Source organism: Leisingera sp. McT4-56 (assembly GCF_020514995.1).
Classification (GTDB): Bacteria; Pseudomonadota; Alphaproteobacteria; order Rhodobacterales; family Rhodobacteraceae; genus Leisingera; species Leisingera aquaemixtae_A.
This window is the reverse complement of the sequence record NZ_JAJALF010000003.1, coordinates 247,905-274,424: the sequence shown is the minus strand read 5'-3', so window position 1 is coordinate 274,424 and position 26,520 is coordinate 247,905. Positions and strand designations below refer to the sequence as shown.

General features: G+C 65.1%; 30 protein-coding genes. 17 read left to right on the top strand and 13 right to left on the bottom strand.

From position 1 onward, the window contains the following. Positions 1-136 precede the first annotated feature (136 nt). The 4 genes from lepA (at position 137) to LHL23_RS06590 (ending at position 4,243) form a co-directional block, all read left to right on the top strand. Positions 137-1,936, top strand: coding sequence for a translation elongation factor 4 (gene lepA / locus LHL23_RS06605; RefSeq protein ID WP_222478153.1), 1,800 nt, complete (start codon positions 137-139; stop codon positions 1,934-1,936). Between the two features lie 9 nt (positions 1,937-1,945). Then, positions 1,946-3,358 (top strand): hypothetical protein, encoded by a 1,413-nt coding sequence (locus tag LHL23_RS06600; RefSeq protein WP_226429241.1) that lies wholly within the window; start codon positions 1,946-1,948, stop codon positions 3,356-3,358. 217 nt (positions 3,359-3,575) lie between these two features. Next, positions 3,576-3,893, top strand: coding sequence for a hypothetical protein (locus tag LHL23_RS06595; protein ID WP_226429240.1), 318 nt, complete (start codon positions 3,576-3,578; stop codon positions 3,891-3,893). 110 nt (positions 3,894-4,003) lie between these two features. After that, positions 4,004-4,243 (top strand): hypothetical protein, encoded by a 240-nt coding sequence (locus LHL23_RS06590; protein ID WP_222478159.1) that lies wholly within the window; start codon positions 4,004-4,006, stop codon positions 4,241-4,243. Between the two features lie 81 nt (positions 4,244-4,324). On the opposite strand, the gene LHL23_RS06585 is transcribed toward LHL23_RS06590, so the two are convergent. Next, on the bottom strand, positions 4,325-4,462 hold the full coding sequence (locus LHL23_RS06585; protein WP_174146532.1) for an entericidin A/B family lipoprotein: 138 nt from the start codon (positions 4,460-4,462) through the stop codon (positions 4,325-4,327). Between the two features lie 178 nt (positions 4,463-4,640). On the opposite strand from LHL23_RS06585, the gene LHL23_RS06580 reads away from it, so the two are divergent. The 5 genes from LHL23_RS06580 (at position 4,641) to LHL23_RS06560 (ending at position 9,128) form a co-directional block, all read left to right on the top strand. Beyond that, a complete protein-coding gene (locus LHL23_RS06580) occupies positions 4,641-4,973 on the top strand; it encodes a TraR/DksA family transcriptional regulator (protein WP_222478163.1) in 333 nt (110 codons plus the stop codon). A gap of 155 nt (positions 4,974-5,128) precedes the next feature. Continuing rightward, positions 5,129-5,443 carry a TraR/DksA family transcriptional regulator gene (locus LHL23_RS06575; RefSeq protein WP_226429239.1) on the top strand — a complete coding sequence of 105 codons (315 nt, stop codon included), beginning with the start codon at positions 5,129-5,131 and terminating at the stop codon, positions 5,441-5,443. 221 nt (positions 5,444-5,664) lie between these two features. After that, a complete protein-coding gene (locus tag LHL23_RS06570) occupies positions 5,665-6,318 on the top strand; it encodes a protein-L-isoaspartate O-methyltransferase family protein (protein WP_226429238.1) in 654 nt (217 codons plus the stop codon). A gap of 128 nt (positions 6,319-6,446) precedes the next feature. Beyond that, positions 6,447-7,853 carry a TolC family outer membrane protein gene (locus LHL23_RS06565; RefSeq protein WP_226429237.1) on the top strand — a complete coding sequence of 469 codons (1,407 nt, stop codon included), beginning with the start codon at positions 6,447-6,449 and terminating at the stop codon, positions 7,851-7,853. A 75-nt stretch (positions 7,854-7,928) separates the two neighbouring features. Next, a complete protein-coding gene (locus LHL23_RS06560) occupies positions 7,929-9,128 on the top strand; it encodes a hypothetical protein (RefSeq protein ID WP_226429236.1) in 1,200 nt (399 codons plus the stop codon). A gap of 80 nt (positions 9,129-9,208) precedes the next feature. Here the strand turns inward: LHL23_RS06560 and LHL23_RS06555 are convergent, their stop codons facing one another. Beyond that, positions 9,209-10,663: a cobyric acid synthase gene (locus LHL23_RS06555; protein WP_226429235.1), complete on the bottom strand. Its 1,455-nt coding sequence runs from the start codon at positions 10,661-10,663 to the stop codon at positions 9,209-9,211. A gap of 192 nt (positions 10,664-10,855) precedes the next feature. Beyond that, positions 10,856-11,173, bottom strand: a complete 318-nt coding sequence (locus LHL23_RS06550) for a DUF6280 family protein (protein WP_008556013.1) — start codon at positions 11,171-11,173, stop codon at positions 10,856-10,858. A gap of 219 nt (positions 11,174-11,392) precedes the next feature. Here LHL23_RS06550 and efp point away from each other — a divergent pair, with 219 nt between their 5' ends. Continuing rightward, positions 11,393-11,956: an elongation factor P gene (efp, locus tag LHL23_RS06545; protein ID WP_174146538.1), complete on the top strand. Its 564-nt coding sequence runs from the start codon at positions 11,393-11,395 to the stop codon at positions 11,954-11,956. Positions 11,957-12,094: 138 nt separating this feature from the next. On the opposite strand, the gene LHL23_RS06540 is transcribed toward efp, so the two are convergent. Genes LHL23_RS06540 through ygfZ form a run of 3 tightly spaced genes read right to left on the bottom strand, consistent with a single transcriptional unit; the run spans position 12,095 to position 14,235 of the window. Beyond that, positions 12,095-12,640, bottom strand: coding sequence for a hypothetical protein (locus tag LHL23_RS06540; protein WP_226429234.1), 546 nt, complete (start codon positions 12,638-12,640; stop codon positions 12,095-12,097). A gap of 60 nt (positions 12,641-12,700) precedes the next feature. Further along, the gene (locus LHL23_RS06535) at positions 12,701-13,504 is read right to left on the bottom strand and encodes a fructosamine kinase family protein (protein ID WP_226429233.1); all 804 of its coding nucleotides are present in this window, start codon (positions 13,502-13,504) and stop codon (positions 12,701-12,703) included. After that, positions 13,501-14,235 carry a CAF17-like 4Fe-4S cluster assembly/insertion protein YgfZ gene (ygfZ, locus tag LHL23_RS06530; protein WP_226429232.1) on the bottom strand — a complete coding sequence of 245 codons (735 nt, stop codon included), beginning with the start codon at positions 14,233-14,235 and terminating at the stop codon, positions 13,501-13,503. Before ygfZ ends, LHL23_RS06535 begins: the two co-directional genes overlap by 4 nt. A gap of 113 nt (positions 14,236-14,348) precedes the next feature. Between ygfZ and LHL23_RS06525 the strand changes: the two genes are divergently transcribed. Both LHL23_RS06525 and LHL23_RS06520 read left to right on the top strand, forming a co-directional pair. Further along, a complete protein-coding gene (locus LHL23_RS06525; protein ID WP_226429231.1) occupies positions 14,349-15,029 on the top strand; it encodes a TIGR04283 family arsenosugar biosynthesis glycosyltransferase in 681 nt (226 codons plus the stop codon). A 176-nt stretch (positions 15,030-15,205) separates the two neighbouring features. Beyond that, positions 15,206-16,414: a pyridoxal-phosphate-dependent aminotransferase family protein gene (locus LHL23_RS06520; protein WP_226429230.1), complete on the top strand. Its 1,209-nt coding sequence runs from the start codon at positions 15,206-15,208 to the stop codon at positions 16,412-16,414. 31 nt (positions 16,415-16,445) lie between these two features. On the opposite strand, the gene LHL23_RS06515 is transcribed toward LHL23_RS06520, so the two are convergent. Both LHL23_RS06515 and LHL23_RS06510 read right to left on the bottom strand, forming a co-directional pair. Next, the gene (locus LHL23_RS06515) at positions 16,446-16,640 is read right to left on the bottom strand and encodes a histidinol phosphate aminotransferase (RefSeq protein ID WP_222478186.1); all 195 of its coding nucleotides are present in this window, start codon (positions 16,638-16,640) and stop codon (positions 16,446-16,448) included. Positions 16,641-16,731: 91 nt separating this feature from the next. Next, entirely contained in the window at positions 16,732-17,841 is a 1,110-nt protein-coding gene (locus tag LHL23_RS06510) for a pyridoxal phosphate-dependent aminotransferase (RefSeq protein ID WP_226429229.1), read from the bottom strand. A gap of 94 nt (positions 17,842-17,935) precedes the next feature. On the opposite strand from LHL23_RS06510, the gene LHL23_RS06505 reads away from it, so the two are divergent. The 4 genes from LHL23_RS06505 to LHL23_RS06490 all read left to right on the top strand — a co-directional run bounded on the left by LHL23_RS06505 (position 17,936) and on the right by LHL23_RS06490 (position 20,835). Beyond that, positions 17,936-19,000 (top strand): SMP-30/gluconolactonase/LRE family protein, encoded by a 1,065-nt coding sequence (locus tag LHL23_RS06505; protein ID WP_226429228.1) that lies wholly within the window; start codon positions 17,936-17,938, stop codon positions 18,998-19,000. A gap of 77 nt (positions 19,001-19,077) precedes the next feature. Then, positions 19,078-19,863: a crotonase/enoyl-CoA hydratase family protein gene (locus LHL23_RS06500; RefSeq protein ID WP_226429227.1), complete on the top strand. Its 786-nt coding sequence runs from the start codon at positions 19,078-19,080 to the stop codon at positions 19,861-19,863. A 502-nt stretch (positions 19,864-20,365) separates the two neighbouring features. Then, positions 20,366-20,563, top strand: a complete 198-nt coding sequence (locus tag LHL23_RS06495) for a hypothetical protein (protein ID WP_222478194.1) — start codon at positions 20,366-20,368, stop codon at positions 20,561-20,563. Continuing rightward, positions 20,560-20,835, top strand: coding sequence for a hypothetical protein (locus tag LHL23_RS06490; protein ID WP_226429226.1), 276 nt, complete (start codon positions 20,560-20,562; stop codon positions 20,833-20,835). The genes LHL23_RS06495 and LHL23_RS06490 overlap by 4 nt, the downstream gene beginning before the upstream one ends. 80 nt (positions 20,836-20,915) lie before the next feature. On the opposite strand, the gene LHL23_RS06485 is transcribed toward LHL23_RS06490, so the two are convergent. The 3 genes from LHL23_RS06485 to LHL23_RS06475 form a co-directional block, all read right to left on the bottom strand. After that, the gene (locus LHL23_RS06485; protein WP_226429225.1) at positions 20,916-21,818 is read right to left on the bottom strand and encodes a fructose bisphosphate aldolase; all 903 of its coding nucleotides are present in this window, start codon (positions 21,816-21,818) and stop codon (positions 20,916-20,918) included. 80 nt (positions 21,819-21,898) lie between these two features. Then, entirely contained in the window at positions 21,899-22,231 is a 333-nt protein-coding gene (locus tag LHL23_RS06480; RefSeq protein WP_226429224.1) for a J-domain-containing protein, read from the bottom strand. A gap of 43 nt (positions 22,232-22,274) precedes the next feature. Continuing rightward, positions 22,275-23,645, bottom strand: coding sequence for an aminotransferase-like domain-containing protein (locus tag LHL23_RS06475; protein WP_222478200.1), 1,371 nt, complete (start codon positions 23,643-23,645; stop codon positions 22,275-22,277). A 146-nt stretch (positions 23,646-23,791) separates the two neighbouring features. Between LHL23_RS06475 and LHL23_RS06470 the strand changes: the two genes are divergently transcribed. Beyond that, positions 23,792-24,172, top strand: coding sequence for a DUF983 domain-containing protein (locus LHL23_RS06470; RefSeq protein WP_222478202.1), 381 nt, complete (start codon positions 23,792-23,794; stop codon positions 24,170-24,172). Positions 24,173-24,348: 176 nt separating this feature from the next. On the opposite strand, the gene LHL23_RS06465 is transcribed toward LHL23_RS06470, so the two are convergent. Continuing rightward, positions 24,349-24,795: a hypothetical protein gene (locus LHL23_RS06465; RefSeq protein ID WP_226429223.1), complete on the bottom strand. Its 447-nt coding sequence runs from the start codon at positions 24,793-24,795 to the stop codon at positions 24,349-24,351. A gap of 10 nt (positions 24,796-24,805) precedes the next feature. Further along, positions 24,806-26,449, bottom strand: coding sequence for a CTP synthase (locus tag LHL23_RS06460; protein ID WP_222478207.1), 1,644 nt, complete (start codon positions 26,447-26,449; stop codon positions 24,806-24,808). Positions 26,450-26,520 lie beyond the last annotated feature (71 nt).

Sequence of the window (26,520 nt, the reverse complement as noted above, 5' to 3'; positions counted from 1 at the left end):
ACTGTATTTTTCGTTTGCCACGGTTGCGTACCCAGCCACTCGCTTTCACTCCCTATGCGCTTGAGAAATTCTCTAGCCACACGCAACGCTCCAATCAGCCTTGACCAAACCCCGAATCCAAATCATATGCCACAGCATGACTGACCTCGCTCACATCCGCAATTTCTCCATCGTCGCCCATATCGACCATGGCAAATCCACCCTCGCTGACCGGCTCATCCAGGAGACCGGAACGGTGAAGGACCGCGATATGAAGGAGCAGCTGCTCGACGCCATGGACATCGAGCGCGAGCGCGGGATCACCATCAAGGCCAACACCGTGCGCATCGACTACAAGGCGCAGAACGGCGAGACTTACGTCTTGAACCTGATCGACACCCCCGGCCACGTCGACTTTGCCTATGAGGTCTCCCGCTCCATGCGCGCGGTCGAGGGCTCGCTGCTGGTTGTCGACTCGACGCAAGGGGTGGAGGCGCAGACGCTGGCCAACGTCTACCAGGCGATCGAGGCGGATCATGAGATCGTCCCCGTGCTGAACAAGATCGACCTTCCCGCATCGGACTGCGACCGGGTGGCGGAGCAGATCGAGGATGTGATCGGCATCGACGCCACCGGCGCCATCCAGGTCTCTGCCAAGACCGGCCAGGGGATCCGCGAAACGCTGGAGGCAATCGTCCAGCACCTGCCCGCGCCCGAGGGCACCCGCGACGCGCCGCTGAAGGCGATGCTGGTCGACTCGTGGTACGACAGCTACCTCGGCGTGATCGTTCTGGTCCGCATCATGGACGGCGTCCTCAAGAAAGGCATGCGGGTCAAGTTCATGTCGAACGGCACCCTGCACCACGTCGACCGCATCGGCGTGTTCCGCCCCGCCATGCAGGTGGTGGATGAGCTCGGGCCCGGCGAGATCGGCTTCCTCACCGCCTCGATCAAGCAGGTGCGCGACACCCGCGTCGGCGACACCATCACCAACGACCGCAACGGCACCGAAAAAGCCCTGCCGGGCTTCAAACCGGCGCAGCCGGTGGTGTTCTGCGGGTTGTTCCCGGTCGACTCGGCGGAGTTCGAGGACCTGCGCGACGCCATCGACAAGCTGGCGCTCAACGACGCCTCCTTCTCTTTCGAAATGGAAACCTCCGCCGCCCTCGGCTTCGGCTTCCGCTGCGGCTTCCTGGGCCTCTTGCACCTGGAGGTGATCCGCGACCGGATCGAACGCGAATACAACATCGAGCTGATCACCACCGCGCCGAGCGTGATCTACCACGTCTACATGAAGGACGGGGAGATGATCGAGCTGCACAACCCCGCCGACATGCCCGACCTGTCCAAGGTCGACCACATGGAGGAGCCGCGCATCAAGGCAACCATCCTGGTGCCGGACGAATACCTCGGCGACGTGCTGAAGCTCTGCCAGGACCGCCGCGGCATCCAGATGGACCTGTCCTACGCCGGCTCCCGCGCCATGGTGGTCTATGACCTGCCGCTCAATGAGGTGGTGTTCGACTTCTACGACCGCCTGAAATCGGTGACCAAGGGCTATGCCTCCTTCGACTACCAGATGACCGGCTACCGCCAGGACAATCTGGTGAAAATGTCGATCCTGGTGAATGACGAGCCGGTCGATGCGCTCTCCACCATGGTCCACCGCGACCGCGCCGAGATGCGCGGCCGGGCGATGTGCGAGAAGCTCAAGGAGCTGATCCCGCGCCACATGTTCAAGATCCCGATCCAGGCCGCCATCGGCGGCAAGGTGATCGCCCGCGAGACCCTCTCGGCGCTGCGCAAGGACGTGACCGCCAAATGCTACGGCGGCGACGCCACCCGGAAGCGCAAGCTCCTGGACAAGCAGAAAGCGGGCAAGAAGAAGATGCGCCAGTTCGGCAAGGTGGACATCCCGCAAGAGGCGTTTATTAGCGCCCTCAAAATGGACAGCTAGGTAGGGATATTGGATTTTTTTGCGGTTTTTGTTGCCACACTTGCTGCTGCTGTCACTTGCGACACCCAGCTGCAACTCCGTGTTTTGCCAACTGACAATCGCAAACTTGCCTTTCTTAGGTCATCACTCAGCTCAACGATTGCGGTCCTTGAAGGCGACCGATTAGGTTTGCTTGCACGGACCTCAATTGTATTTGTGTTTTTGTTTGTTTTTCACGCTGCGGCGTTGTTTCAATTGGATGAAGAGGTTTTTTCTCTTTCTTTGGGTCTGGTCGAGCAAAATCTTCTGATAGCTACGGCAACTTTTGTGGCTGCTGGGATTATTGCGCTGTGGTCTTTTTCTCAATCTTTGTTTTTTATTAAGTTAGCAAATCGGCTTACTTCGCCAGTCGGAATGCTTTACTTGTTCGTCTCTGATCTGGCACTTTCGACTCTGATATTTGCCTTTGGGATGTCTGGTTTCTTTACGCTGGTGAATTTTGCAGTCCCAAATAGCGAAAACTTTGAAACCTCTGTCGCTATTATTGAAGACTGTGAGGATGGCTGCCAGTTCTTGGGTTCGAAGTTCTTTGACGGCGAGCGATTTCAATCTTTGTGGTTCTATATGAGGTTCCCAGAAGAGTTGAGTGAAGTTGAGGCTCTGTACGAATTGGATGACTTCGTTACATCTGCCAAGTTGGTTTCAGTGAAAGATGGGCAGTTGGCGCAGTCTGAACGCGAACACTTGGAAGAAAGTAAAGACGTCACGCATTTTTTGCGCCTGAAGCTTAATGTGGAAACTTACCAAGTTTCTTCTTGGGATACTTTTACATTCTTGCTTAAGAAGCAAATTGATGAGATCTGGAGGCATTTTCGCTTTAACTTCCAGTACTATTCTTTTCAACAGTACAAGTACGGTAAATATGATCTAAGGGAAGCTCGCATTTTCTCGATTGTGGAAGAGTTCTCTAGAAGTGACGCCTTGGGGAGAGTCGTAACAAATCAAGAGGATAGAAGAAAGGTCGCTTCAATCCTCATGGATGGGAAATTGCCGGATGATGCTGATCCTGATGCACCAGCTAGTGCTGAAATGATTTCTATGCTGCACCTTGCTAGATTTCAATGGGCGAAGTGGCACATGTTGCGGACTTTAGGCAGTTTGGACTTTTCAAGGGACTACGATAATTCTGATTTTCGTCGATTTATGCGCGACCCGGGCGCAGTGATTTACTTCGGTGATAAGGCGGTAAGGCCGCATTTCTTACCAATGACGACCCTTTGGTTGTCGTCTATCTCATTTTCGTCTATGTTCTTATTCTTCGTTCTCGTCAAACTGGCGTTGCTTTTTCTTCAGAGGTCAAGCGGTGTATTTTACAAAGCGATTGAGCGGTATCCTTTGACTGTTGTCGTTCTATTGGTTTTGCCGATTCTTTCGCTTGTTTAAAGGTGGGTGCGAATAGTCTGAGTAATACTCGGATGCAAACATTACGAACTGTACATTGTACGTGATCGCAGCCGGGCAGCGTCCGTCCCGCCCCCCCCCCGTCATGCCGGAGGCGTGCTTCCAGCACGACGCGGGCGCTTCGCTTCCCACCCCGCCGGGCCGGGCGCTGCCCTCCGCGTGCCGATGGAACCGAGGGTTTCCCAAAGGTCCAATCCATATGACAGATTTCGCCGTAGTTTCCCGGTCCTCACCGTTCACCCTGCCGTTTTCGGACATCGCCGGGTTCCTGGCGTTTGCAAGAGAGCGGAGAATGGCGATTGCCAGAATTGAGGTGCTGGATGGCAGCGGAAACCTTGTCAGCTATCCAGTGGCCGGAAGCCCGGACGCCCCGTTCGCCATCGCCTCCTTCCTGTTTCAGTTCAGCGATTGCAGCGCGCAGGAGTTGGTGGCGTCCTTCCGATACTATGAACAGGTGCTAGCAGAAACAGCCGCCGAACCCGGTGGGGAAGCGATGATCTGGCTGGCGGATACCTGATCCCCCCATGCGCCACTCTCCGCCCATCCGCCGCCTCGGCGCAACTCCTGCCTGAAAACGCACCCGTTCCATGCTATCCTCTACCCCGTTCATCTGGGGAGGATAACACCATGAAACACCTGACTTTGGCCGCCGCGATCACCCTCTTGGCGTCGCCGCTTCTGGCCGGGCAGTGCCCCGCCGACATTGCCGCCATCGACGCGGCGCTGGCCGCTGGAACCGAACTGTCGGAGGAAGACCTGGCAACGGTCCAGGAACTGCGCGACGAGGGCCAGGCGCTGCATGACGGCGGCGACCATGCCAGCTCGGTTGCGACTTTGGCCGAGGCCAAGGCGATGCTGGGGATCTGAGGCACCGCGCGCTAAACAAAAAACGCCCGGCGGATGGCCGGGCGTTTTCTTGTGTCTGCCGCCGGTCCGGGGCAGGGCGGCTCAGAAGCTGTTCTGCACGTCCTGCGCCACGCCGCTGATCGCGTTGCCGGCCTTGGAAATGTCGCGCCCGGCGCCCTTGGCGGTCTCACACGCCGCCAGCCCCAGCAGCAGCAGCGCGCAGGTCAAAATCCGCATCATCGGTGAAGGCTCCTCATCTCTGCTCAAAACCCGTTTGCAGATGTCTAGCAAGCCGCCCCAGTCCAGACCAGCGGATTTGCAGGCCAGAGGGCAAGCGGGCCTGCGGTTGAGCGAGGTCAAGGCCGCCCGCGCCGCGCCGGGCTAGGCTTCGGGCGAAACGGAACAGGAGGCAGACCCCATGGACCTATCCACCCGCAAACAGGCACTGGAGGCGCGCCGCGCCGAACTAGCCGGGCATCTCAGCAAGGTCGAGCACACGCTGGACGCGCCGATGCCCAAGGATTGGGAGGACCGCGCCTCCGAGCGGCAGGGCGACGAGGTGCTGGAAAGCCTCGGCAACGCCGAGCTGGACGAGCTGCGCCGGATCGACGCGGCGCTGGCGCGGATCCGGGCGGGCACCTACGGCATCTGCGCCCGCTGCGGCGAGATGATCTCCGATGCCCGGCTGGACCTGCTGCCCGCGGCGCCGCTGTGCAAGACCTGCGCGGGCGCGGCTGCGAGCGGGCGCTAGGCCCGCGGCCCTTGGCGGAAAAGGGTATTTGCCAGAAATTGCAACTTAAAAGGTCGTGCAATTCACGGATTTCCCGGCTATCTTGACCTGGATCAATGCTATGCAACTGACCCTGCGGCAAAGGTGCGCGAAACGTGAACTGGAGGGCATGAGCAATGAACTTTTCCGCCAGAAAGCAATCGCTTGAAGTCCGCCGGCTGGAGCTTGCCGGGCTGCTGTCGCAGGCCGCCTGCATTCCGGACCCCGCGCAGATGGCCTCTGTGCGCCAGCAGGTTGCCGCCCGCGGCGGCGAGGGGGCAATCGCCGTGCTGCCCAAGGCCAGCCTGGATGAGCTGCGCCGCATCGACGCTGCCCTGGCCCGCCTGCGCGAGGGCTCCTACGGCTATTGCCAGATCTGCGGCGACGACATGAGCGACGACTGGCTCGACCAGCGCCCGGCGTCGCCGTTCTGCCGGACCTGCGCGCTGTAGCGCCAGGGGCGGGCAGGGCGAGCCTGCCGTTGCCCGGCCACTCTGAAGGCTTGCGCCAGCTGCCCCCGGGCCGCTGGCCTTTTTTTGCGCGGGCGGCCGCAGCGGCAGGCCGGCCGCGGCAGCGCTGCACTACTTTGGATTTTCGCACAACAGGCCCCGTTGCCGTGCCCGGCGGGATGTGCCACAACCGGTCTGACCGACTGAACAAATGAGTTTAGCAGATGCCAGATTTCACTGAGCGCCGCCGCATGATGGTGGATACCCAGATCCGTCCGTCGGATGTCACCAAATACCCGATCATCGAGGCCATGCTTGCGATCCCGCGCGAGAAGTTCGTGCCGGACGCGCAGCGCGAGGCAGCCTATGCCGACCAGAACGTCGATCTGGGCGGCGGCCGGGTCCTGATGGAGCCGCGCACCCTGGCCAAGATGCTGGATGCGGTGAACCTGCAAAGCGACGAGTTGGTGCTCGATGTGGCCTGCGGGCTGGGCTATTCCACCGCCGTGGCTGCCCGGATCGCGCAGATGGTGATCGGCGTCGAGGAAGACGAGAGCATGGCCGCCGACGCGCAGGAGCTGCTCAGCGAGACCGGCGCCGACAACGCCATCGTGCACACCGGCCCGCTGGCCGACGGCGCGGCGGAGCATGGCGCCTATGACGTGATCCTGATCCAGGGCGGGGCCGAGGAGATCCCGGCAGCGCTGCTGGACCAGCTGAAAGACGGCGGCCGCATCGCGGCGCTGCTGGTGAACGGTGCCCTGGGCGAGGTCAAGGTGGGCTACAAGAGCGGCGGCCGGATCTCCTGGCGGTTCGAATTCAACGCCGGCGCGCCGGTGCTGCCGGGCTTTGCCGCGGCACAGGAATTTGCGCTCTGAGCTGACGCCGGGCGCCGCGGCGGCAGCCGCCGCACAGCAAGAGGACAGGCCGGGCGCTGCACCTGCGGATGCCCGGCTCGAAGCAGAACCCACCGCGGCTGGCGGCGCGGCAAAAGATAAGGCAACCGATGCGAATGAAATTTCCGGCGAGTGTGTTTAAGGCTTTTGTTTTTGCCGGCGGCGTGGCGGCCACGGCGGTGATGCCGCTCAAGGCTGCAGCGGACAACCTGTCCGACGCCATGATCGGCGCGTATAAGACCAGCGGCCTGCTGGAGCAGAACCGGGCGCTGCTGCGGGCAGCGGACGAGGACGTGGCGATTGCGCTGTCGCAGCTGCGGCCGCTGATCGAATGGACGGTGTCTGCGGTCAGCACCTACAACGAACAGACGCTGAACGCGACGCAGAACAACTTGTCTACCCAGCTGCGGCTGACCCAGCTGCTGTTTGACGGCGGCGCATCGCGGCTGGGCAAGCTGGCCGCCCAGGAAACCGTGCTGGCGACGCGCCAGGCGCTGCTGAGCGTGGAGCAGACCGTGCTGCTGCAGGCCGTGCAGGCCTATGTCGGCGTCCTGCAGGGGCAAGAGAACGTCTCCTTGCGGCGCAACAACCTGCGCCTGCTGCAGGAGGAGCAGAAGGCGGCCCAGGACCGTTTCGAAGTCGGCGAAGTCACCCGCACCGACGTGGCCCTGGCCGAGAGCCGTGTTGCGGCCGCCCGTGCCAACCTGACCGATGCCGAAGGCACCCTGCTGACCGCCAAGGCGACCTATGAGCAGGTTGTCGGGCGGGCGCCCGGCGCCATTACCAGCCAGCCGCCCCTGCCGCGCAGGGCTGCGTCGCTCGACAGCGCCCAGGCGGTTGCGGTCCGGAACCAGCCGGACCTGCTTTCCCAGCAGCACATCGTCAAGGCCAGGGATTACCAGGTCGCCGCGGCAACCGCCGGCCTGGGGCCGACGGTGAACCTGCAGGCAAGCGCCGGGCTCAGCGAAGACACCCAGGACCGGTTTGATTCCGCCTATTCCTCCAGCGTCGGGGTGCAGATGACCCAGGAACTGTATGCCGGCGGGCGCAATGCGGCCAACCGGCGCCGGGCGGTCGCCAATGCGGATGCCGAGCGCGGCGCCCTGATCAGCACCCAGCGGTCGGTGCGCCAGGCGGTCAGCGCCGCCTATTTCAACGTTGAAACCGCCCGGGTCAGCCTGATCTCCTCCGGAGAGCGGGTGCGCGCCTCCAAGGTCGCCTTTGACGGTATCCGCGAGGAAGCTACCCTGGGCGCCCGCACCACGCTGGACGTGCTGCAGGCGGAACAGGAATACCTCGACGCCCAGACCGAACAGGTGAACGCCCGCGCCAACCAGGCGATTGCGGCCTACCAGCTGCTGCAGGCGCAGGGTCTTCTGACCGCGGAACACCTTGGCCTGGCGGTGGAGGTCTATGATCCCACACTCTATTACAACCTGGTCAAGGACGCCCCCGCGCACTACAGCAAGCGCGGCAAGGATCTGGACCGCGTGCTCAAGGCCTTGGGGCGGAACTGACAATTCATCCTATCTGTTGTGCGGTGGCGGCAACGCCGCTACACTCTGCTTCAGAGGCAAGAGTGGTAAAATAACATGTCCGACCCAGTTACCCATGCTGAGATTGAAGATGTATTGTCCTCGATCCGCCGCCTGGTGAGCGAAGACGGCCGCGGCCAGCCCGCGGCCCCGGAACCGGCTGCGCGCCTGGTGCTGACGCCGGCCCTGCGGGTGCAGGAGCCTGCCGTCGGCGGCAATGGTCCGGCCGGCGCCGGCGATGCGGCGGAAGAGGCCGCAGCAGATCCGGTCCTGCAACCGGCGGAGGAGCCGCCGCTGGCGGATGATGACGAATCCCAAGCAGATGCCGGCGGCGCGGAGGCCTCCGGCGCAGGCCTGAGCAGCACTTCGGGTTCTGAGGACGCGCCGGATCCGCTGGCGGAGGATCCGCCGCTGGCCTTCCGCCACCGCCGGGATCTTGCATGGGACAAGACGGACCGCGGTTTCAAGGAGGATGCGGGCGAGCCGGCCGGTCAGGAAGACACCCCGGAAAACGTCTCGGAAAACAGCCCGGAAAACACTCCGGAAGACAGCCAAACCGGAGCTGCCGCTCAGGCGCAGGAGGCCGGCACCGGCCCGGCCGGGTCCGGTGCGCCCTGGGGCAATCCGGAAACCACCCTGTTTGCTGCCGCGGCCGGCGCGGCCGGCGAAGACGGCGATCTTGATGAAGACGCCGCAGAAGCGGACCCGGCGCCTGTCCGGCTGGCGGAGGATAGCCTTGCCGCCAGCACCGCAGGCGCCCGCGCCGCCTCGGTTGTCCGCAAGATCGCGGAACTGGAGGCGCGCAGCTTTGCCGCGCAATCCGCCGCGCAGGAGCAATGGGAGCCGGACAGCCAGACCGAGGCGCCCTTTGCCGGCACCGGCCCCGACACCATCGAATGGCGGGATGAGCCGCTGATCATCAGCGACGACGCCCAGGTCAATGATCCGGGGATGGCCGGCGGCGCGGACAGCCGCGCGGATTCCGCGCCGGCAGAGGAGCAGCAACCCGCCGCTGCCGCGCCCGCAGGCATGCCGGATGCGGAAACGGTGGTTGAAACCGCCGTGACCGGCGCGGCGGTGGACAGCCTGGCCGAAAGCGGCGAGGGCTATCTCGACGAAGACGCCCTGCGCGATCTGGTCGCCAGCATCGTCCGCGAGGAGCTGCAAGGCCCGCTGGGCGAGCGCATCACCCGCAACGTCCGCAAGCTGGTCCGCCGGGAAATCCACCGCGCGCTTGCGGCGCACGATCTGGTCTGAACGGGCAGACCCGGGACAGGTAAAAGCTGCCGCTTCCGGCTCAAGAGAAAAGGGGACGGCAGCCAGCCCCGCGGCTGCGGTCAGAACCGCACCGGCTGCGCCATCTCCAGCAGCTGATCGAGGTCCATGTAGCGCTCCAGGTGATCGGCCAGCGCATCCAGCGTTTCCTCGACGCCGTCCTCGTATCCCGCCTGGCTTTCATGGCCGAGGCTTGCCAGCACGCTGGCGCGGAAGGCGTCTTCGGAAAACAGCCCGTGCAGGTAGGAGCCTTTGACGCGCCCGTCGGCGGAGGCCGCGCCTTCCGGGCGGCCATTGATGCTCAGCCAGGCGCGGGCACAGTCGGCGCCGGTGGTGCGGCCCATGTGGATCTCATAGCCGCTGACGGGCAGGTTGCCGTCGCGGGTCACGGCCTCGGTCAGCGTCACCCGCTTTTCCCCTGCCATCACCGTGTGCACATCCAGCAGGCCCAGCCCGTCCACTTTGCCGGGCCGCCCGTCAACACCCTCGGGATCGTCGATGGTCTTGCCCAGCATCTGGTAGCCGCCGCAGAGCCCCAGCACATGGCCGCCGCGGCGGTAATGCGCCTGGATGTCGATGTCCCAGCCCTGCGCGCGCAGGTAATTGAGGTCGCCGATGGTCGACTTGCTGCCGGGCAGAATGATCAGATCCGCATCGCCGGGCAGGGCACGGCCCGGCGGCACGATCTCCACCGTCACTTCCGGCTCCGCCGCCAGCGGGTCTAGATCGTCGAAATTCGCCATCCGCTCCAGCTGCGGCACCACCACCTTGCAGGCGCCGCCCTTGTGCGAGGCGATGTCCATCATGTCTTCAGCGGGAAGCTTCCAGGCATCCCAGAACCAAGGCACCACGCCAAGCGAGGGCCAGCCGGTGCGCGCGGCAATGTCGTCGCGGCCGCCGTCAAACAGGCTCAGGTCGCCGCGGAAGCGGTTCACCAGGAAGCCCACGACCCGCTCCAGGTCCTGAGGCTCCAGCACCGCATAGGTGCCGACGATCTGCGCAATCACCCCGCCGCGGTGGATGTCGCCGGCAATCACCACCGGCACCTGTGCCGCGCAGGCAAAGCCCATGTTGGCAATGTCGTTCTTGCGCAGGTTGGTCTCGGCAGGGGAGCCCGCACCCTCGATCAGCACCAGATCGGCATCCGCCGCCAGCCGCCGGTAGCTCTCCAGCGCCGCCTCCAGCAGGCCCGATTTGTCGCGCATGAACGATCCCGCGCCTTGGGTGCCGCGGCGCTTGCCCTGCACGATCACCTGGGCGCCGGTGTCGGTTTCCGGCTTCAGCAGCACCGGGTTCATGTCGGTATGGGGCGGGCGTTTGGCAGCCCGCGCCTGCAGCGCCTGGGCGCGGCCGATCTCGCCGCCCTCGGGCGTTACGGCGGCGTTGTTCGACATGTTCTGCGGCTTGAACGGCGCCACCTTCAGCCCGCGCCGCACATAGGCGCGCGCCAGCCCTGCCACCAGCAGTGACTTGCCGACATTGCTGCCGGTGCCCTGGATCATGATTGCGCGTGCCATCAGCCGCTCCCTGCCTGCACCCCGTTGTTCCGGGGCCTGCATAGCAGGTTAGGCGGTGCCGTCCATGGGTGCTGTGCCGCAAGCGTCCCGCGGCCGCTGCCGCGCGACAGGCTGACCCTGCGGAAACCCCGGCGTGCAAAAAGAAAAACGCGCCCCTAAGGGCGCGCTTTTCAGCAATGCGCAAGGGAAGCCTTAGGCGGCTTCAGCCTGCGCAGCGTTGCGGCGTTCGCTTTCTTCACGCGACAGTGCAACCGAGGTCCGCACACCGCGGCCCACGAAGTCCATCAGGCCTTCCACAACCCGTTCGTTCGGGTCGATGCCGGCGCAGGACAGCACTTCGCGGCCATCGCGCGAGCGCGCCCAGCGGGCGATCTGTTCCGGGCCATTGCCGTATTTCTTGTCGTCGGCGATGGCATCATCCAGTGCGGCCAGGACAACGGCTGCAAACAGTTTGCGGGCGCGGTTGCCTTGCTCGTTATTATAAGCGGTGCCGTCTACGAAATCTCGCATCTCGTATCCCTTGTTGTTCTTGCTATTGCAATTTTCGGCGTAGCGCTGCTTATGACGGAAGTGTGACGATTCGGATAGAGCGCAGATGCATAGCTTTCATGCAATTTGCGCATATCTTATTCACAGATCTTCCATACCATATCCTTGTCTTGCCAGCGATCAGCCCGCCAGATATAGGGTCTTGCAAATTATCATCAACCATCTGAAAGGCATTTTCCCATGCCCAAGATCAACGGCAACGAAATCCGTCCCGGCAACGTGCTGGAACATAATGGCGGCCTTTGGGCAGCGGTGAAGGTCGATCACGTAAAGCCCGGCAAGGGCGGCGCTTTTGCCCAGGTCGAGATGCGCAACCTGCGCAACGGCTCCAAGCTGAACGAGCGTTTCCGCTCCGCGGACAAGGTGGAGCGCGTCCGCCTTGAGCAGAAGGACCAGCAGTTCCTCTATGAGAGCGACGGCATGCTGGTGTTCATGGATGCCGAAACCTATGAGCAGATCGAACTGCCCGCGGACCTGTTGGGCGACCGCCGCCCGTTCCTGCAGGACGGCATGACCATCGTGGTGGAATTCTACGAATCCGAGGCGCTGAACGCGACCCTGCCGCAGAAAGTCACCTGCAAGATCGTCGAGACCGAGCCGGTCGTCAAAGGCCAGACCGCGGCGAACTCCTTCAAGCCCGCGATCCTCGACAACGGCGTCAAGGTGATGGTGCCGCCCTTCGTCGGCCAGGACGAGATGATCGTGGTGAACACCGAGACCATGGAATATTCCGAGCGCGCCTGATCCGGGACGCCTTCGGAAAAACGGAAAAGCCGCCCTCCCTCGGGGGCGGCTTTTTCTGTTTCTGCGCACCGCCCAAGACTTTTCTGAAAAGTCCGGGCAAAAGCCTTCAAAAAGCTTTTGCGCCGGCGCCCACCCGGTTCACCCGGCAGGCAGCGCCAGGCTGAAACCGCATTCATCCATCATCTTGCCATAGGCCGCAGTAAACCCGCTGAGCGACGCCTCGTAGAACATGTCGTTGCCGGCCCAGATCTCCACCCAGCTGCCTTGTTTCATCGCCTGCAGCATCACCAGGTGGTCCTGGAACCGCAGCGCGCTTTCGGCTTCGGCCAGGCCTTCCTCGTTGATCCAGGAATTGATCCCGGCAGAGAGGGAGAAACTGCGGTCGAAGTCAAAGATGAAATCCACCGTGCCGCCCTGCTGCATAAGGGTCGGGTAATGGCGCGGCGCATATTCCTGCACCTTGGCCATCGGGTAGACATCCGGCGGGCCGGCATCGCCGGAAAACACCTCCAGCGCCAGCAACGGATCGCCGTCGCCGCCGGTCCAGGCGCGGCAGGTCAGATGGCTGTCCTGCTCCGTCTCATGCGGTTCGGTGGCGACATGCCAGTCCTTGTAATTCCAGTAGTCGGCCAGCGCAGGGGAGGCCGCCAGCGCGGCGGCGCAAGCTGCAAATATCAGACGCATCAAATACCCTTTCAGCAATTCCTGCGGCGACCTTAAAGCAATCAGGTGAACAGAGGCTTTTCAGAAGCCCAATGCCTGCAGCCGCGCCTCGACCATGCTGCCGTAGCTGGCGCCGAACAGGCGCAGATGCACCAGCGCGGGCCACAGCTGATAGATGGGAAGGCGGCCCTCATGCCCCGGCAACAGCTGTCCATAGGCGTCGTGAAAGGCCGCAGGCGGCGCGCCGAACAGATGCAGCATCGCCAGATCCACTTCGCCATGCCCCCAGTAACAGGCCGGGTCGATCAGATAGGCCTGGGAGCCGCTGAACAGCACATTGCCGCTCCACAGATCGCCATGCAGCAGGGACGCGGGCGGCGCGGCGGGCAGCAGGTCCGGCAGCCGCGCGCACAGCGCCTCAACCCGCAGCCGCAGGTCGCGGGGCAGGGCGCTTGGGTCTGCCAGCAAGCGGCGGCGGGCCCAGAAGTCCACCCAGTTTTCCAGCGGCGCGTTGGGGATCGCCACCGGGCCAAAGGCATAATCCTCCGCCCAGCCGTAGTGCGGCCCGGTGGCAGAATGAAGCTGCCGCAAGGCATGCCCCAGCGCTTGCCAGCCCGCCGTGCTGGCGCCGGTCTCCTCCAATGCCTCCATCAGCAGTAAATCACCCGCGGCGCCCAGCACCTCCGGCGCAGGCGCGCCCGCGTCCCGGATCGCGCGCAGCATCGCCGCCTCCGCCGCCGCCAGCGGTCCGGTCTTGGCCACAACGTGGCGGCCATCTGACAGCTCCAGCAGTTGCACTTCCGACAGGTCGCCGCCATGCAGCGGGCGGGCGCGCAAAACCACTGCGCCCAGCATGGACAGAACGGTATCGCTCAGTCTGCTCACTCTTGCCAGGTGACGCGGGCGCCGCCTGCCTGCATCTCGCCCTTGGCGCGGTCGAACCGCAGATAGGCAATGCCCTTGCCGCCGGACTGGGTGAACAGCGTGCCCACCGGCTTGCCGCCGGCGGTGATTTCGGTCCCGGCCGGCGCCGCGCCCTCGACCTGCACCGTCCGGAACCCCTTGCGCAGCTCGGTCTTGTGCTTCATCCGCGCCGTCACCTCCTGGCCGACATAGCAGCCCTTGCGGAAGTCGACGCCCTTCAGCGCTTCAAAGCCCGCCTCCAGGATATAGCTCTCCGGCCCCAGCTCGATGCCGGTTTCGGGAATGCAATGCGCCACCCGGATCGCATCCCAGTCACTGCCGTCATCGCCGCCCTCAGGCCCATAGAGCCGCCAGCCCAGATCGGCATGGCGCGGGTCCGCCAGCGCGCCCTCCGGCGCATCGCCGGTGCCGCGCTTCACCTGCAGGTCGGTCATCTCCACCTGCACATCGGCGCGCAGCCGGTACATGTTCAACCGTTTCAGCAGGCCTTCGGCCAGCGAGGCCTCCACGTCCAGCAGCACCGCATCGCCGTCCGCCGCCAGAAAGAAATCCGCGATGTACTTTCCCTGCGGCGTCAGCAGCGCCGCATAGACCAGCCCATCGCCCAAGCGGTCCACGTTATTGGTGACAAGCCCCTGCAGGAAGCTCTTGGCGTCGCTGCCGCTCAGGCGCAGAATGCGGCGGTCACTCATGTCATCTCTCCCGTGTGCCACCCGGTAAATCTCACGGGGGCGTTTCACTGCCTGGCCCAGTGATATAGGAAGCAGGGCGGAAGAAAACAGCAAATCCGCCTCAAGGAGCCCCCATGCCCGCGCCGGTCAGCATCGTGATCCCAGCCCTGAACGCCGCCGAAGAGCTGCCCGCCGCGCTGGAGCATCTGATGGAAGGGCTGGCTGCGGGGCTGATCCGCGAGCTGGTGATCAGCGACGGCGGCTCCAGTGATGCAACGCGGGCCATAGCCCAGGCCGCCGGTGCCGAATGGGTCAGCGGCGCCCCGTCCCGCGGCGGCCAGCTGCGCCGGGGCTGCGCGGCGGCGCAGGGGGAGTGGCTTCTGGTGCTGCATGCCGACACCCGTCTGGAGCCGGGCTGGGCCGCCGCGGTGGCGCAGCATCTGCAGGAGGGGCAGGGCGCCCCCGCGTATTTCCGGCTGCGGTTCCGGGCGCGCGGGCTGATGCCGGCCTGGGTCGCAGGCTGGGCCAACCTGCGCGCGCGCCTGTTCGGGCTGCCCTACGGCGACCAGGGGCTGCTGATCCGCCGGGCAGAGTATGAGGCCGCGGGCGGCTACCCGGACCAGCCGCTGATGGAGGACGTGGCGCTGGTGCGCCGGCTGCACCGGCTGACGGTCCTGCCCTGCGCGGCGCTGACCAGCGCGGCGCGCTACCAGCGGGCGGGCTGGCTCCGGCGCGGGGCGCGCAACCTGTGGACGCTCTTGCGGTATTTCCTGGGGGTGAAGCCGGAACGGCTGGCAAGGTCCTACAGCAAATAGGCAGGGCCGCCCGCCCGGGCCGCCCGGTGGCAGGCGCGCAGGCGCGCAGGCGGGCAAGCAATTCGCCGTGACCCTGCGTTTGCGGCAATTGACCCGGCGCGCGGGGCGGCTACTGTGCCGCCAAGGATCAACCGCGGGGCGCCAAGCCGCCGCCCGCGCAGCAAGGAACAGCAGGCATGAGCGGACCGGTAAACGTTTCGGCAGGGCGGAAATATCTGGCCATTCCAGGCCCGTCGGTGGTGCCGGACCCGGTGCTGCAGGCGATGCACCGCCCGTCGCCCAACATCTACGCAGGCGAACTTGTGGAAATGACCGCCGGCCTGATCCCGGACCTGCGGCGGGTGGCGCGCACGGATCACCACGCCGCGATCTACATCGCCAACGGCCACGGCGCCTGGGAGGCGGCGCTGCAGAACACCCTGCAGCCCGGCGACCGCGTGCTGGTGCCCGCCTCGGGCCGCTTTGCCATCGGCTGGTCGGAAATGGCTGAAGGATTGGGGATCGAGACGGAGATCCTCGACTTCGGCACCCGCGCGCCCTGGGACATGGCCCGCATCGCCGAGGCGCTGGCCGCCGACCGCGAACACCGCATCAAGGCGGTGCTGGGCGTGCATGTGGACACCTCCAGCTCGATCCGCAACGACGTGGCAGGCCTGCGCCGCCTGCTGGATGAGACCGGCCACCCGGCGCTCCTGATGGCCGATTGCATCGCCTCCTTGGGCTGCGAGCAGTTCGAGATGGACGGCTGGGGCGTCGATGTGATGGTCACCGCCAGCCAGAAGGGGCTGATGGTGCCGCCGGGCCTCAGCTTCGTGTTCTTCAACGAGCGCGCCGCCGCGGCGCGGGCGGCGCTGCCGCGCATCAGCCGCTACTGGGACTGGGCGCCGCGCGCCAATCCGGCGGAGTTCTACCAGTATTTCGGCGGCACCGCACCCACCCACCACCTTTACGGCCTGCGCGCCGCGCTGGACATGATCCACGCCGAAGGCATCGAAAACGTGTGGGCGCGCCACGCCCATCTGGCCCGCGCCATCTGGGCCGCCTGCGAGGCCTGGGGCGCCGGCGGCCCGCTGCGGATGAACGTGGCGGACCGCTCCCTGCGCTCCCACGCCGTGACCGCGCTGCACATCGGGGCGCCGGACGGCACAAGACTGCGCGATTGGCTGGAGGCAAACCTGGGGCTGACGCTGGGCATCGGCCTCGGCATGGCGGCGGCGGGCAGCCCGGGCTGGCACGGCTACTTCCGGCTGGGCCACATGGGGCATGTGAACGGGCAGATGGTGATGGGCCTGTTGGGGGGGATTGAGACCGGGCTGACCGCGCTGGGCATCCCGCACGGGCAGGGGGCACCGGATGCGGCCGCGCGGGTTCTGTCGGGCCGCTGACGGCCTGGCAGCGGCGGGCGGCGGGCGGGCGTCAGGCCTTCTGCGACTTCAGCCGGATTTCCAGCCGGTTGATGAAGTGATTGACCAGCACGGCCACCACCAGAACCGGCACCATCCCGTACATCACCCAGATGACGAAAAAGATCCACATCAGGTTGATGCCCGCAAACATGATCGCGGCGGTAAAGAAGTCCGGCATGGCGTCCGGCAGTTCAGGGTCACGCATGACAATTCTCCCGGTGTTACCCTTCAAAGGGTAGCCCGGCAGGGGTGAATGTCCGGTAAAACTGCCGCGATCCGGCGCCCGCCGGCAGGTTTCAGCCGGCGCGCGCCGCAGCCAGCGCTTTGGGCAGCGCTGCGGCAAAGGCATCCAGTTCCGCCGCCGGGCCGCAGCTCACCCTTATGCAGCGGTTCTGCGGCTCGGCAAAGGGCATCCGCACAAAGATCCCCTGATCCACCAGCCCGTCCAGCACCATCTTGGCAAAGACCCCGTCCCGGCCGCAGTCGATGGCCACGAAATTGGTGGCCGAGGGCAGGGCGGCCAGCCCGTTCTCTGCCGCAATTTCGGCAATCCGCAGCCGCGCCGCATCAATCTGAGCCAGCACCTGGGCCAGCCAGTCCTGATCCTGCAGCGCCGCCAGCGCGCCGGCCTGCGCCGCCCGGTTCATGCCGAAATGATTGCGCACCTTGTTGAAGGCGGCGATCAGATCCGGATGGCCGATGGCATAGCCCACCCGCGCGCCCGCCATGGCATAGGCCTTGGAGAAGGTCCGCATCCGGATCACCCGGGCGTCATCGGCGCTGACGGGTGCCGCGGTGCCCTCCGGCGCGCATTCCACATAGGCCTCGTCCAGCAAAAGCAGGCAGCCTTCGGGCAAATGGTCCAGCGCCGCGGCAATATCGGCGCCCTTGTGCCAGCTGCCCATCGGGTTGTCCGGGTTGGCCAGATAGACGATCTTGGCATCCGCCTCCGCCGCCTTAGAAAACAGCGCCGCATAATCCTCGCGGTCGTCCCTGTAGAGCACCGTGTGGATCACCCCGCCGAACCCCGCGACGTGATAGTTGAAGGTCGGATAGGCCCCCAGCGAGGTCACCACCGCGTCGCCGGCCCCGACCAGCAGCCGCACCAGATAGCCCAGCAGCCCGTCGATGCCTTCGCCCACGATGATTTGCTCCGGGCGCACCCCGTGATGTGCCGCAAGGGCATGGCGCAGATCAAAGTTCTCCGCATCGCCGTATTTCCAGATCTCCGCCGCGGCCTGCGCCATTGCCTCCACCGCCTTGGGCGAGGGGCCGAAGATGTTCTCATTCGCCCCCAGCCTCGCGGCAAAGGCATGGCCGCGCGCGCGCTCCTGTGTCTCGGGGCCGACAAACGGCACGGTGGCGGGCAGGGATTGCGCAAGCGGGGTGTAGCGGGGACCAGTCATGGCCGCAGATAAGCGCAAGCGCGGGCGGCGGGCAAGGCTTGCGTCCCTTCTGAGGGACGCGCAGTCTGCATCAAGATTTCAAAGGGATTCTTTCATGCGCATTGCCCTGCCCCTGCTGGCCGCCGCCCTCGGCTATCTCCTGTTCTGGCCGGTGCCGGTGGACCCCATCGCCTATGACCCGCCCGCGGCCCCGGGCTTCACCGGGCCTTTTGCCGAAAACAACGCGCTGGACGCGGCCCAGCTGATCCATCTGCCAGCGGGCGAACTGGGGCCGGAGGACATTGCCCAAACGCCGGACGGCGCGGTTTATACCACCAGCCTTTCCGGCAATCTCTACCGGATCGACGGGGACGAACCTGTTCTGGTGGACGAACTCGGCGGCCGCCCGCTGGGTCTCAAGGCAGGCCCGGACGGCGCGCTCTACATCGCTGACAGCTTCCGCGGCATCCTGCGCTGGACCGGCCCCGGAACGCTGGAGGTTCTGGCGGACAGCATCGATGGCGCCCCGATCGTCTATGCCAACCAGCTGGACGTGGCCCGCGACGGCACCGTCTATTTCTCCAACTCCTCCGACCGCTTCGACCCGGAAGCCTTGGGCGGCACCAAGCCGACCTCGATCCTGACGATCTGGGAGCAGTCGGACAGCGGCTACGTGGCGCGTATCAACCCCGATGGCAGCGCCGGGAAGATCGCAACCGGCTTCGTCTACACCAATGGCATCGCGCTGTCGCCGGAGGAGGATTTCCTGCTGATCAACGAGACCGGCCGCGCCCGCGTTCACCGGCTCTGGCTCAAGGGAGACAAGGCAGGCCAGCGCGAGCTGTTCCTCGGCAACCTCCCCGGCTACCCGGACAATCTGGAGGCGCAGGGCGACGGCACTTACTGGCTCGCCTTCGCCAGCCCGCGGGTGCCATCAGAGGCGCTGATGCCGTACCCGTTCCTGCGCAAAGTGGTCTGGCGGCTGGGGCCGATGGTGCGCCCGGCGCCGATCCACCGCGGCATGCTGGTGCAGCTGGACGGGCAGGGCAATATCCTGCGCACGCTGCAGGACCCGGACGGGCGCCTTGGCGTCACCACCGGCGGCAAGGCCGTGGACGGGCAGCTCTATGTCATGACCCTCGACTCGCCCTGGTTCGCCCGGATGCCGCTGCAGCCCTGACCCTTCCCCCACGTTGGACTGGCATGTCCGCCGGTTCCGGGGCAGGCTGAAGCCAGACCAGCAGCGGGGAAGAAACCATGAGCAGAGTCACCACCGGCTACAAGGACCACATCGCCTATGTCACGCTTGCCCGCCCGGACAAGCACAACGCGCTGGACGAAGAGATGATCGGGGCGATCATCGCCGCAGGCCAGGAGGTGGCGGAATCGGACGCCCGCGCGGTGGTGCTGTCCGGCGCCGGCAAGAGCTTCTGCGCGGGCCTCGACATGGCGGCGCTCGCCAGCTTTGCGCAGCGCGACCTCGGCACCCTGGTGATGGAGCGCACCCACCACGACGCCAATGCCTTTCAGGAGGTGGCGATGATCTGGCGCCGGATGCCGGTTCCGGTGATCGCGGCGCTGCACGGCGCCTGTTTCGGCGGCGGCCTGCAGATCGCGCTGGGCGCCGATATCCGCATCGCCCATCCGGAGACGCAGCTGTCGGTGATGGAGATGAAATGGGGGCTGATCCCCGACATGGGCGGCATGGCGCTGCTGCCGCGGCTGCTGCGCACCGATGTGCTGCGCCGCCTCACCTACACGGCCGAGAAGGTCGGGGCCCAGCAGGCGCTCGACTGGGGGCTGGTCAGCGAACTGGACGGCAGCCCGCTCAGCCGCGCCAATGAGCTGGCCAAGGAGATCGCCGGCAAAAGCCCCTCCGCCGTCCGCGCCGCCAAGCGGCTGATCAGCTATGCCGAAAGCGGGGCGTCCCAATCGGATGTGCTGCTGCGGGAGAGCGCCGAACAGCTGGAGCTGATCGGCAAGCCGGACCAGATCGAGGCGGTGGCGGCGCAGCTGCAAAAGCGCCCGCCGAAGTTCTCCTGACATTCCGCCCTGGGGCGCTGAACGGCAGCCCCGGCGGCTCCGTCCGGCCCCCTGAACCGCGTCCGCCGCGCATCGGAACCGTGTTCTGACGGGGGTCATCTTTCCCCAAATACTCATGCCCGCCGCCCGGCGGGCGGCTTCGGCGGCGGGCGGGGAGGCCGCACCCGCAACCGGCATTGACGCTTCAGTAACCTCTTTGGATTCTGCAACGGCGGACTTTCGCCAAATTCTACGCAAATCCGCTCATGCAGGCGGGAAACCGCCGCCCGTTGGCGGGAAAATGCCGCGTTAAACCAGCGCCAATCACCGTTAACCCTTTGGCAATATCTGGGGGCGAATTCTGCCCTCAGCAGGGCGCGAGAATGGCCAATCCAGCATCTGGAAATCTGCTGACTGGCGGCCGCGCGGGCCACTGGATGGCCGCTTGCACCCTGGGGAACTGCAATAGAACCGGCGGCGGCGGAGACGGGCCGCAGCCGGGCTTCAGAAAGGAGTGAGGCTGATGCAACTGGTGCAGAAGAAGTGGTTTATCCTGTTTGAAAGCGGCGGCCTGCTGTCCCGGACCGGGGACCGGATTACCTATTTCTACGACGAGGCGCTGAGCTTCGGGGACCGCGAGGAGGCGCAGCGCTACCTCGCCGCCAACGAGAACAAGGTCAGCTATACCGGGCTGCGCCCGTCGCTGACCCAGGCGGCGTGAGCGGGTGGCTCGCCGCCAGCCGGACGGCGGAACGGCTTGGCGCGGGTGAGGGGGCAATGCCCAGCTCTGCCCGCTGGCTGCTGGCGTTCAGCGGGGTGATGATTTCCGCTTCAGCATTGATGTTCTGGTCCTGGCTCGGCGGCGCCGGCCAGGCGCCGGAGGACCAGCCCGGCTGGTTCACCCTGACCGCGCTGCGCTTCTTCTGGCTGCCCTTCCTCAGCGGTGCCGGGCTGGTGCTGGCGGTCTGCTGCGCCGGGCGCTCCGGCTACTAGGGGCGGGGCCTTAGGGCCCAACGGAAAAGGCCGCGCCCGGGGTGCAGGCGCGGCCTTCTCGATTTCAGCTCTGCGAAACCTTACAGCGAGGCGTCGTAGATCTTGGAGATGTTGGCGCCCAGGGCCGCATCGTATTCCTCATCGGACATCGACACGTTCAGCCCCTCGGTCAACGCGCGGCTGAAGGAGGCGATCATCTTGGCGTTCTGCGCCAGGCGGGCGCAGGCGTCATCGGTGGTGTAGCCGCCGGACAGCGCCACGACACGGACCACATTGGCGTGGTCGGCCAGATCATCGTACAGGCCCGCCTTGGTCGGGATGGTCAGCTTCAGCGCCACTTTGGTGCCTTCCGGCAGGGCGTCCAGCTGCGCCGCGATCTCTGCCTTCAGGATCTCTTCGGCCTCGGCCTTGGTGGCAGAGTTGATGTCCACCTCCGGCTCGATGATCGGCACCAGGCCGGCCGCGGCGATCTGCTGGCCCACTTCGAACTGCTGGGCGACAACCGCCTTGATGCCTTCAGCATTGGCGTCCTTGATGACCGAGCGCATCTTGGTGCCGAAGATGCCCTTGCCGTTGGCGCGCGCCAGCAGCGCGTCCAGCTCCGGCATCGGCTTCATCATCTGCACGCCGTTGGCCTCTTCGGCCAGGCCCTTGTCCACCTTCAGGAACGGCACCACGCCGCAGTTGTCCCACAGGAAGTCCGCAGTCGGCTTGCCTTCGATCTCGCCGTCCATGGTCTTCTCGAACAGGATCGCGCCCAGGATGCGCTCCTTGCCAAAGCTCGGCGAGGTGATGATGCGGGTGCGCATCTTGTGGATCTCGGCGAACATCTCGTCATCGTTCGAATAGGCGTCTTCGTTCACGCCATAAAGCGCCAGCGCCTTCGGGGTCGAGCCGCCGGACTGGTCCAGCGCGGCAATGAAGCCCTTGCCGGAGGCGATGCGGTCGAGTTGTTCCTGATGTACAGAAGCGTCTTTGGCCATAATGCGTCACTCTTCTTTGGAATGGTCTGTCTTGGCGCTGTCTATAGCGCGAATCCGGCAGGAAACAACGGGGTGTTGCGCTAACGGAAGAAGGATTTCCGCGCATCCCGCGCCATGTTGTAGCGCATTTCCAGATCCGAGATCCGCGCCATCGCCGCCTTGCGCTGCTCAGGGTCCGTCAATCCGGCGTATTCCTTGCGCGCCTCAGCGAGCTGCTCCTTCAGTCCGAACTCTTCCGGCACCACGCCGGCCTGCGCCATGATCCGCATGCCCGCCGCCAGTCCAGCGTCCACATGCGCCTCGCTGCTGCGGTCGGGCAGGGGCTTTCCTTCGCCCTCCAGCCCCTGCAGCCGGCCCTCGGCCTGCGCCTTGGTCAGCTGCCGTTCAATCAGGTTGCGGAAAGTGCGGATCATGCGGGGCCTCATTGCATTGCGGCGCGATCTTACCAGCCGGGGCTCAGCCCAGCCAGTCCTTGCGGGTGACGGCATCGTTCAGCGCCAGCAGGTCCTCGCGCAGATCCTCCAGCCCAATCGGCCCGCCCAGGCACACCCGCACCGCCTCCTGCGGCAGGCCGGAAACGGTGAAGGCATCGCTTGGCATGATGCCGATCTGGCGCCCGGCCATGCGGCCCATCAGCTCGGCCCGGCTGGTGCCGCGCGGCAGGCTGAGCCACAGGTTGAAGGCCAGGGGATCGCTCTCGGTGAAACACTCCTTCAGCACCTCCGCCGCCAGCGCCTGCCGCTCAGCCGCGGCCTTGCGGATGAAGCGCTGGATGTCCGCCGCGGTGCCGTCCTCGATCCAGCGCCCCAGAAGCGCCAGGTTCAAGGGCGACACCATCACATGCATCGACCGCAGGGCCTGGCTGAACTGCCCCAGCAGGGCGCGTTTCGGCACCGTGGCATAGGCCAGCCGCAGCCCGGCGCCAAAGCATTTGGAAAGCCCCGCAATATGCCAGCCCAGATCGGGGATCAGGCTGCTGATCGCCGCAGGCGCGCCGTTGTCGACAAAGCAATAGGCGTCATCCTCGATCAGCGGCAGGTCATGTTTCTGCAGCACCGCGGCAATCTCCTGCCGCCGCTTTGCCGGTATGGTCCTGGTGGTCGGGTTCTGCAGCGTCGGATTGAGGTAGAGCGCCGCGGGCCAATGGTCGGTGATGGCCTTCTCCAGCGCCTCTGGCTGGATGCCGTCCTTGTCGCCGGCCAGCCCGATCAGCCGTACCCCCAGCCGGGCGGCGATGGAACGCAGGCCGGGATAGGTCACCTCCTCGCACAGGACAGTCGAGCCCGGCTCGCACAGCACCGTCAGGATCGCATAGAGGCTGGCGTGCGCCCCCGGCGTGATCACCAGCCGCTCCGGCGCGCAGCCCAGCCCGTTGGCCTGCATCCACTCTGCCGCCAGCGCCCGGTCCTGCGGGCTGCCGGTCACCGACTGGTAGCGCAACAGCGGCAGCAGATTGGCGGAGACATGCTCCAGCCCCTTTTGCATCCGCGCCAGCAGCGCCGGATCATCCGGTTCCGGCGGCATGTTCATCATCGGGTCTTCTTCCAGCGCCCGGCGCGGGTCGGGCCGTTCCGGCAGCGCCTCCCGGCTGCGCACGAAGGTGCCGCGGCCGACGAAGCTCTCGATATAGCCGCGCCGCACGGCCTCGGCATAGCCCCGCGAGACGGTGGAGAAATCCACCCCCAGCTCCTGCGCCACCCGCCGCTGCGGCGGCAGCCGGTCGCCGGGCGCCAGCACGCCTGCGTCGATGTCGGCGCCGATCGCCTCGGCCAGCTCGATGTAGCGCGGCCGGGCGCCGTCCAGAGGGGCAGGGGTCCATTGTGTCATCGCCGGGTCTCCGCTTGACGCTTTGTTTCCTGAATGATTGGTTCAATGCCGGACTGCGGCAATAAATGCAATATCAATGTTTGCATATTGATTGCATTCAATCGGGGAATCGCGCTATCAGGCAGCGGAACCGGAGGAGACGCGCGATGACCCAGGCGGACGTGTTGCAGACAGAACAGCGGGAGCTGAAGCCCGCCTTGCTGAAGGGGCTGCGGCTGCGCTGCCCGAACTGCGGCGGCGGCAAGCTGCTGCACAGCTACCTGAAGGTGAACGACAGCTGCACCGAATGCGGCCAGGAGCTGCACCACCAGCGCGCTGATGACGGCCCGGCCTATCTGACCATCCTGGTGGTCGGCCATATCCTCGGCTTTGCGCTGCACATCGTCTACACCCAGCTGCGCCCGGACCCCTGGACATTGGCGATCATCATGTCGGTGATCACCGTCGGGGCCTCGCTGGTGATGCTGCCGCGGATGAAGGGGCTGGTGGTGGCCTATCAATGGGCCAAGCGGATGCACGGCTTCTGAGCCGGGAAAAAACCAGTTAATCAAAATGCAAAAGGCGGGCCAGCGGCCCGCCTTTTTCCGTTCTCTCCCCGCGCCGCCTTGGCGGCGCCGGGCCCAACCGGGAGCCGCTCACGCGATGTGAGCAGGCGACGGGCGGGAGGGCCTGCTTGTACCACCCCCGGTCCCGGGCAATTGGCCTACTTCCCGCAATAGGCAGCGGTGACTGCGATGACCCGTTTGTCCTGGAAATAGAGGATCTGACCGTTCTGGACCATGCCATTCAGCGCGTTGGTTACGCGGTGGCCGGTTGTAATGTTGTTCTTGATGAACACGGGTTCCCACTCGCTGGCCTGCAGCACGCATTTCGGCGGGTTCACCCGCCCCAGTTGCAGTGCAAGTTCGGGAAAACCATTCGCGGCGCTTTCATTCAGATCCGAGTACTTCGGGTCAACGTCCATACAAGCCGCGGTAAGAAGAACGGCGCTCAAGCCAAGTGCTGCCTTTTTCAATGTAAATTCCTTAAAGCTGGAGAAAAAATCCGGATTGCGGATTTCAGGTATTAGAGACGCGGTCAGGAAGCCGCAACTGCAAATTGAAAAAGGCGGGCCATTGGCCCGCCTTTCCAATTTCAACCCGGCGGTCAACGCCAGGTTCTTAGACCAGACGCGAGGCGTCCTTGGCTGCGCGGACGAAATCGTCGAACAGCGGATGCGGCGCGAAGGGTTTGGATTTCAGCTCCGGGTGGAACTGCACGCCGATGAACCACGGGTGGTCTTTCCATTCCACGATTTCCGGCAGGCGGCCGTCCGGCGACATGCCGGAGAAGCTGAGGCCGCATTTTTCCAGCTGCTCCTGATACTTGGTGTCGACCTCGTAACGGTGGCGGTGGCGTTCCTCGATATGGGTGCTGCCATAGACTTCGGCGACCTTGGAGCCCTCGGCCAGGGTCGCGTCATAGGCGCCCAGGCGCATGGTGCCGCCCTTGTCGTCGCCGACCTTGCGCTCGACCATCGTGTTGCCCTGCACCCACTCTTTCAGGTGGTAGACAACGGGCTCAAAGCGTTTCTTGCCGGCTTCGTGGTCGAACTCCTCGGAGCCCGCCTCGGAGATGCCCGCCACGTTGCGCGCCGCTTCGATCACCGCCATCTGCATGCCGAGGCAGATGCCGAGGTAGGGCACTTTGTTTTCGCGCGCGTATTGGGCCGCCTTGATCTTGCCCTCGGTGCCGCGCTCGCCAAAGCCGCCGGGCACCAGGATCGCGTGGTAGCCCTGCAGGTAGGGGGCGGCGTCTTCCTTGTCAAAGAGCTCGGCGTCGACCCATTCGATCTTGACCTTCACCCGGTTCGACATGCCGCCGTGGGTCAGCGCCTCGGCGATGGATTTATAGGCGTCTTCCAGCTGGGTGTACTTGCCGACGATGGCCACCCGCACTTCGCCCTCGGGGTTGTAGATGCGGTCGGCCACATCTTCCCAGCGCTCCAAGTTGGGTTTCGGGGCAGGGGCGATGCCGAAGGCATCCAGCACCGCCTGGTCGAGGCCCTCGCGGTGATAGGCCAGCGGCGCCTCGTAGATGGATTTCAGGTCCTGCGCGGCAATCACAGAGTCGGCGCGCACGTTGCAGAACAGCGCCAGCTTCTCGCGTTCCTTCACCGGGATCGGGCCTTCGGAGCGGCAGACCAGGATGTCGGGCGCGAGGCCGATGGAACGCAGCTCCTTCACCGAGTGCTGGGTCGGCTTGGTCTTCAGCTCGCCGGAGGCCTTGATATAGGGCAGCAGGGTCAGGTGCATGAAGATGCATTCGCCGCGCGGCTTGTCCTGGGCGAACTGGCGGATCGCCTCGAAGAACGGCAGGCCCTCGATATCGCCGACGGTGCCGCCGATCTCGCAGAGCATGAAGTCGACCTCATCCTCGCCGATGGAGATGAAGTCCTTGATTTCGTTAGTGACGTGCGGGATCACCTGGATGGTCTTGCCGAGGTAGTCGCCGCGGCGCTCCTTCTCCAGCACGTTGGTGTAGATGCGGCCCGAGGAGATCGAGTCGGTCTTGCGGGCAGGCACGCCGGTGAAGCGCTCGTAGTGGCCGAGGTCGAGGTCGGTCTCGGCGCCGTCGTCGGTGACGAAAACCTCGCCGTGCTCAAACGGGCTCATGGTGCCCGGATCGACGTTCAGGTAGGGGTCCAGCTTGCGCAGCCGGACCGAGTAGCCCCGCGCCTGCAGGAGGGCGCCGAGCGCCGCCGAAGCCAGGCCTTTGCCCAGGGATGAAACAACACCGCCAGTGATGAAGATAAAACGCGCCATATGTGTTCGGCTGCCCCCGTGAGAAGTCAGATTTCAGCTGCCCGGCGGTGATCGGAATCATTCCAAAAACC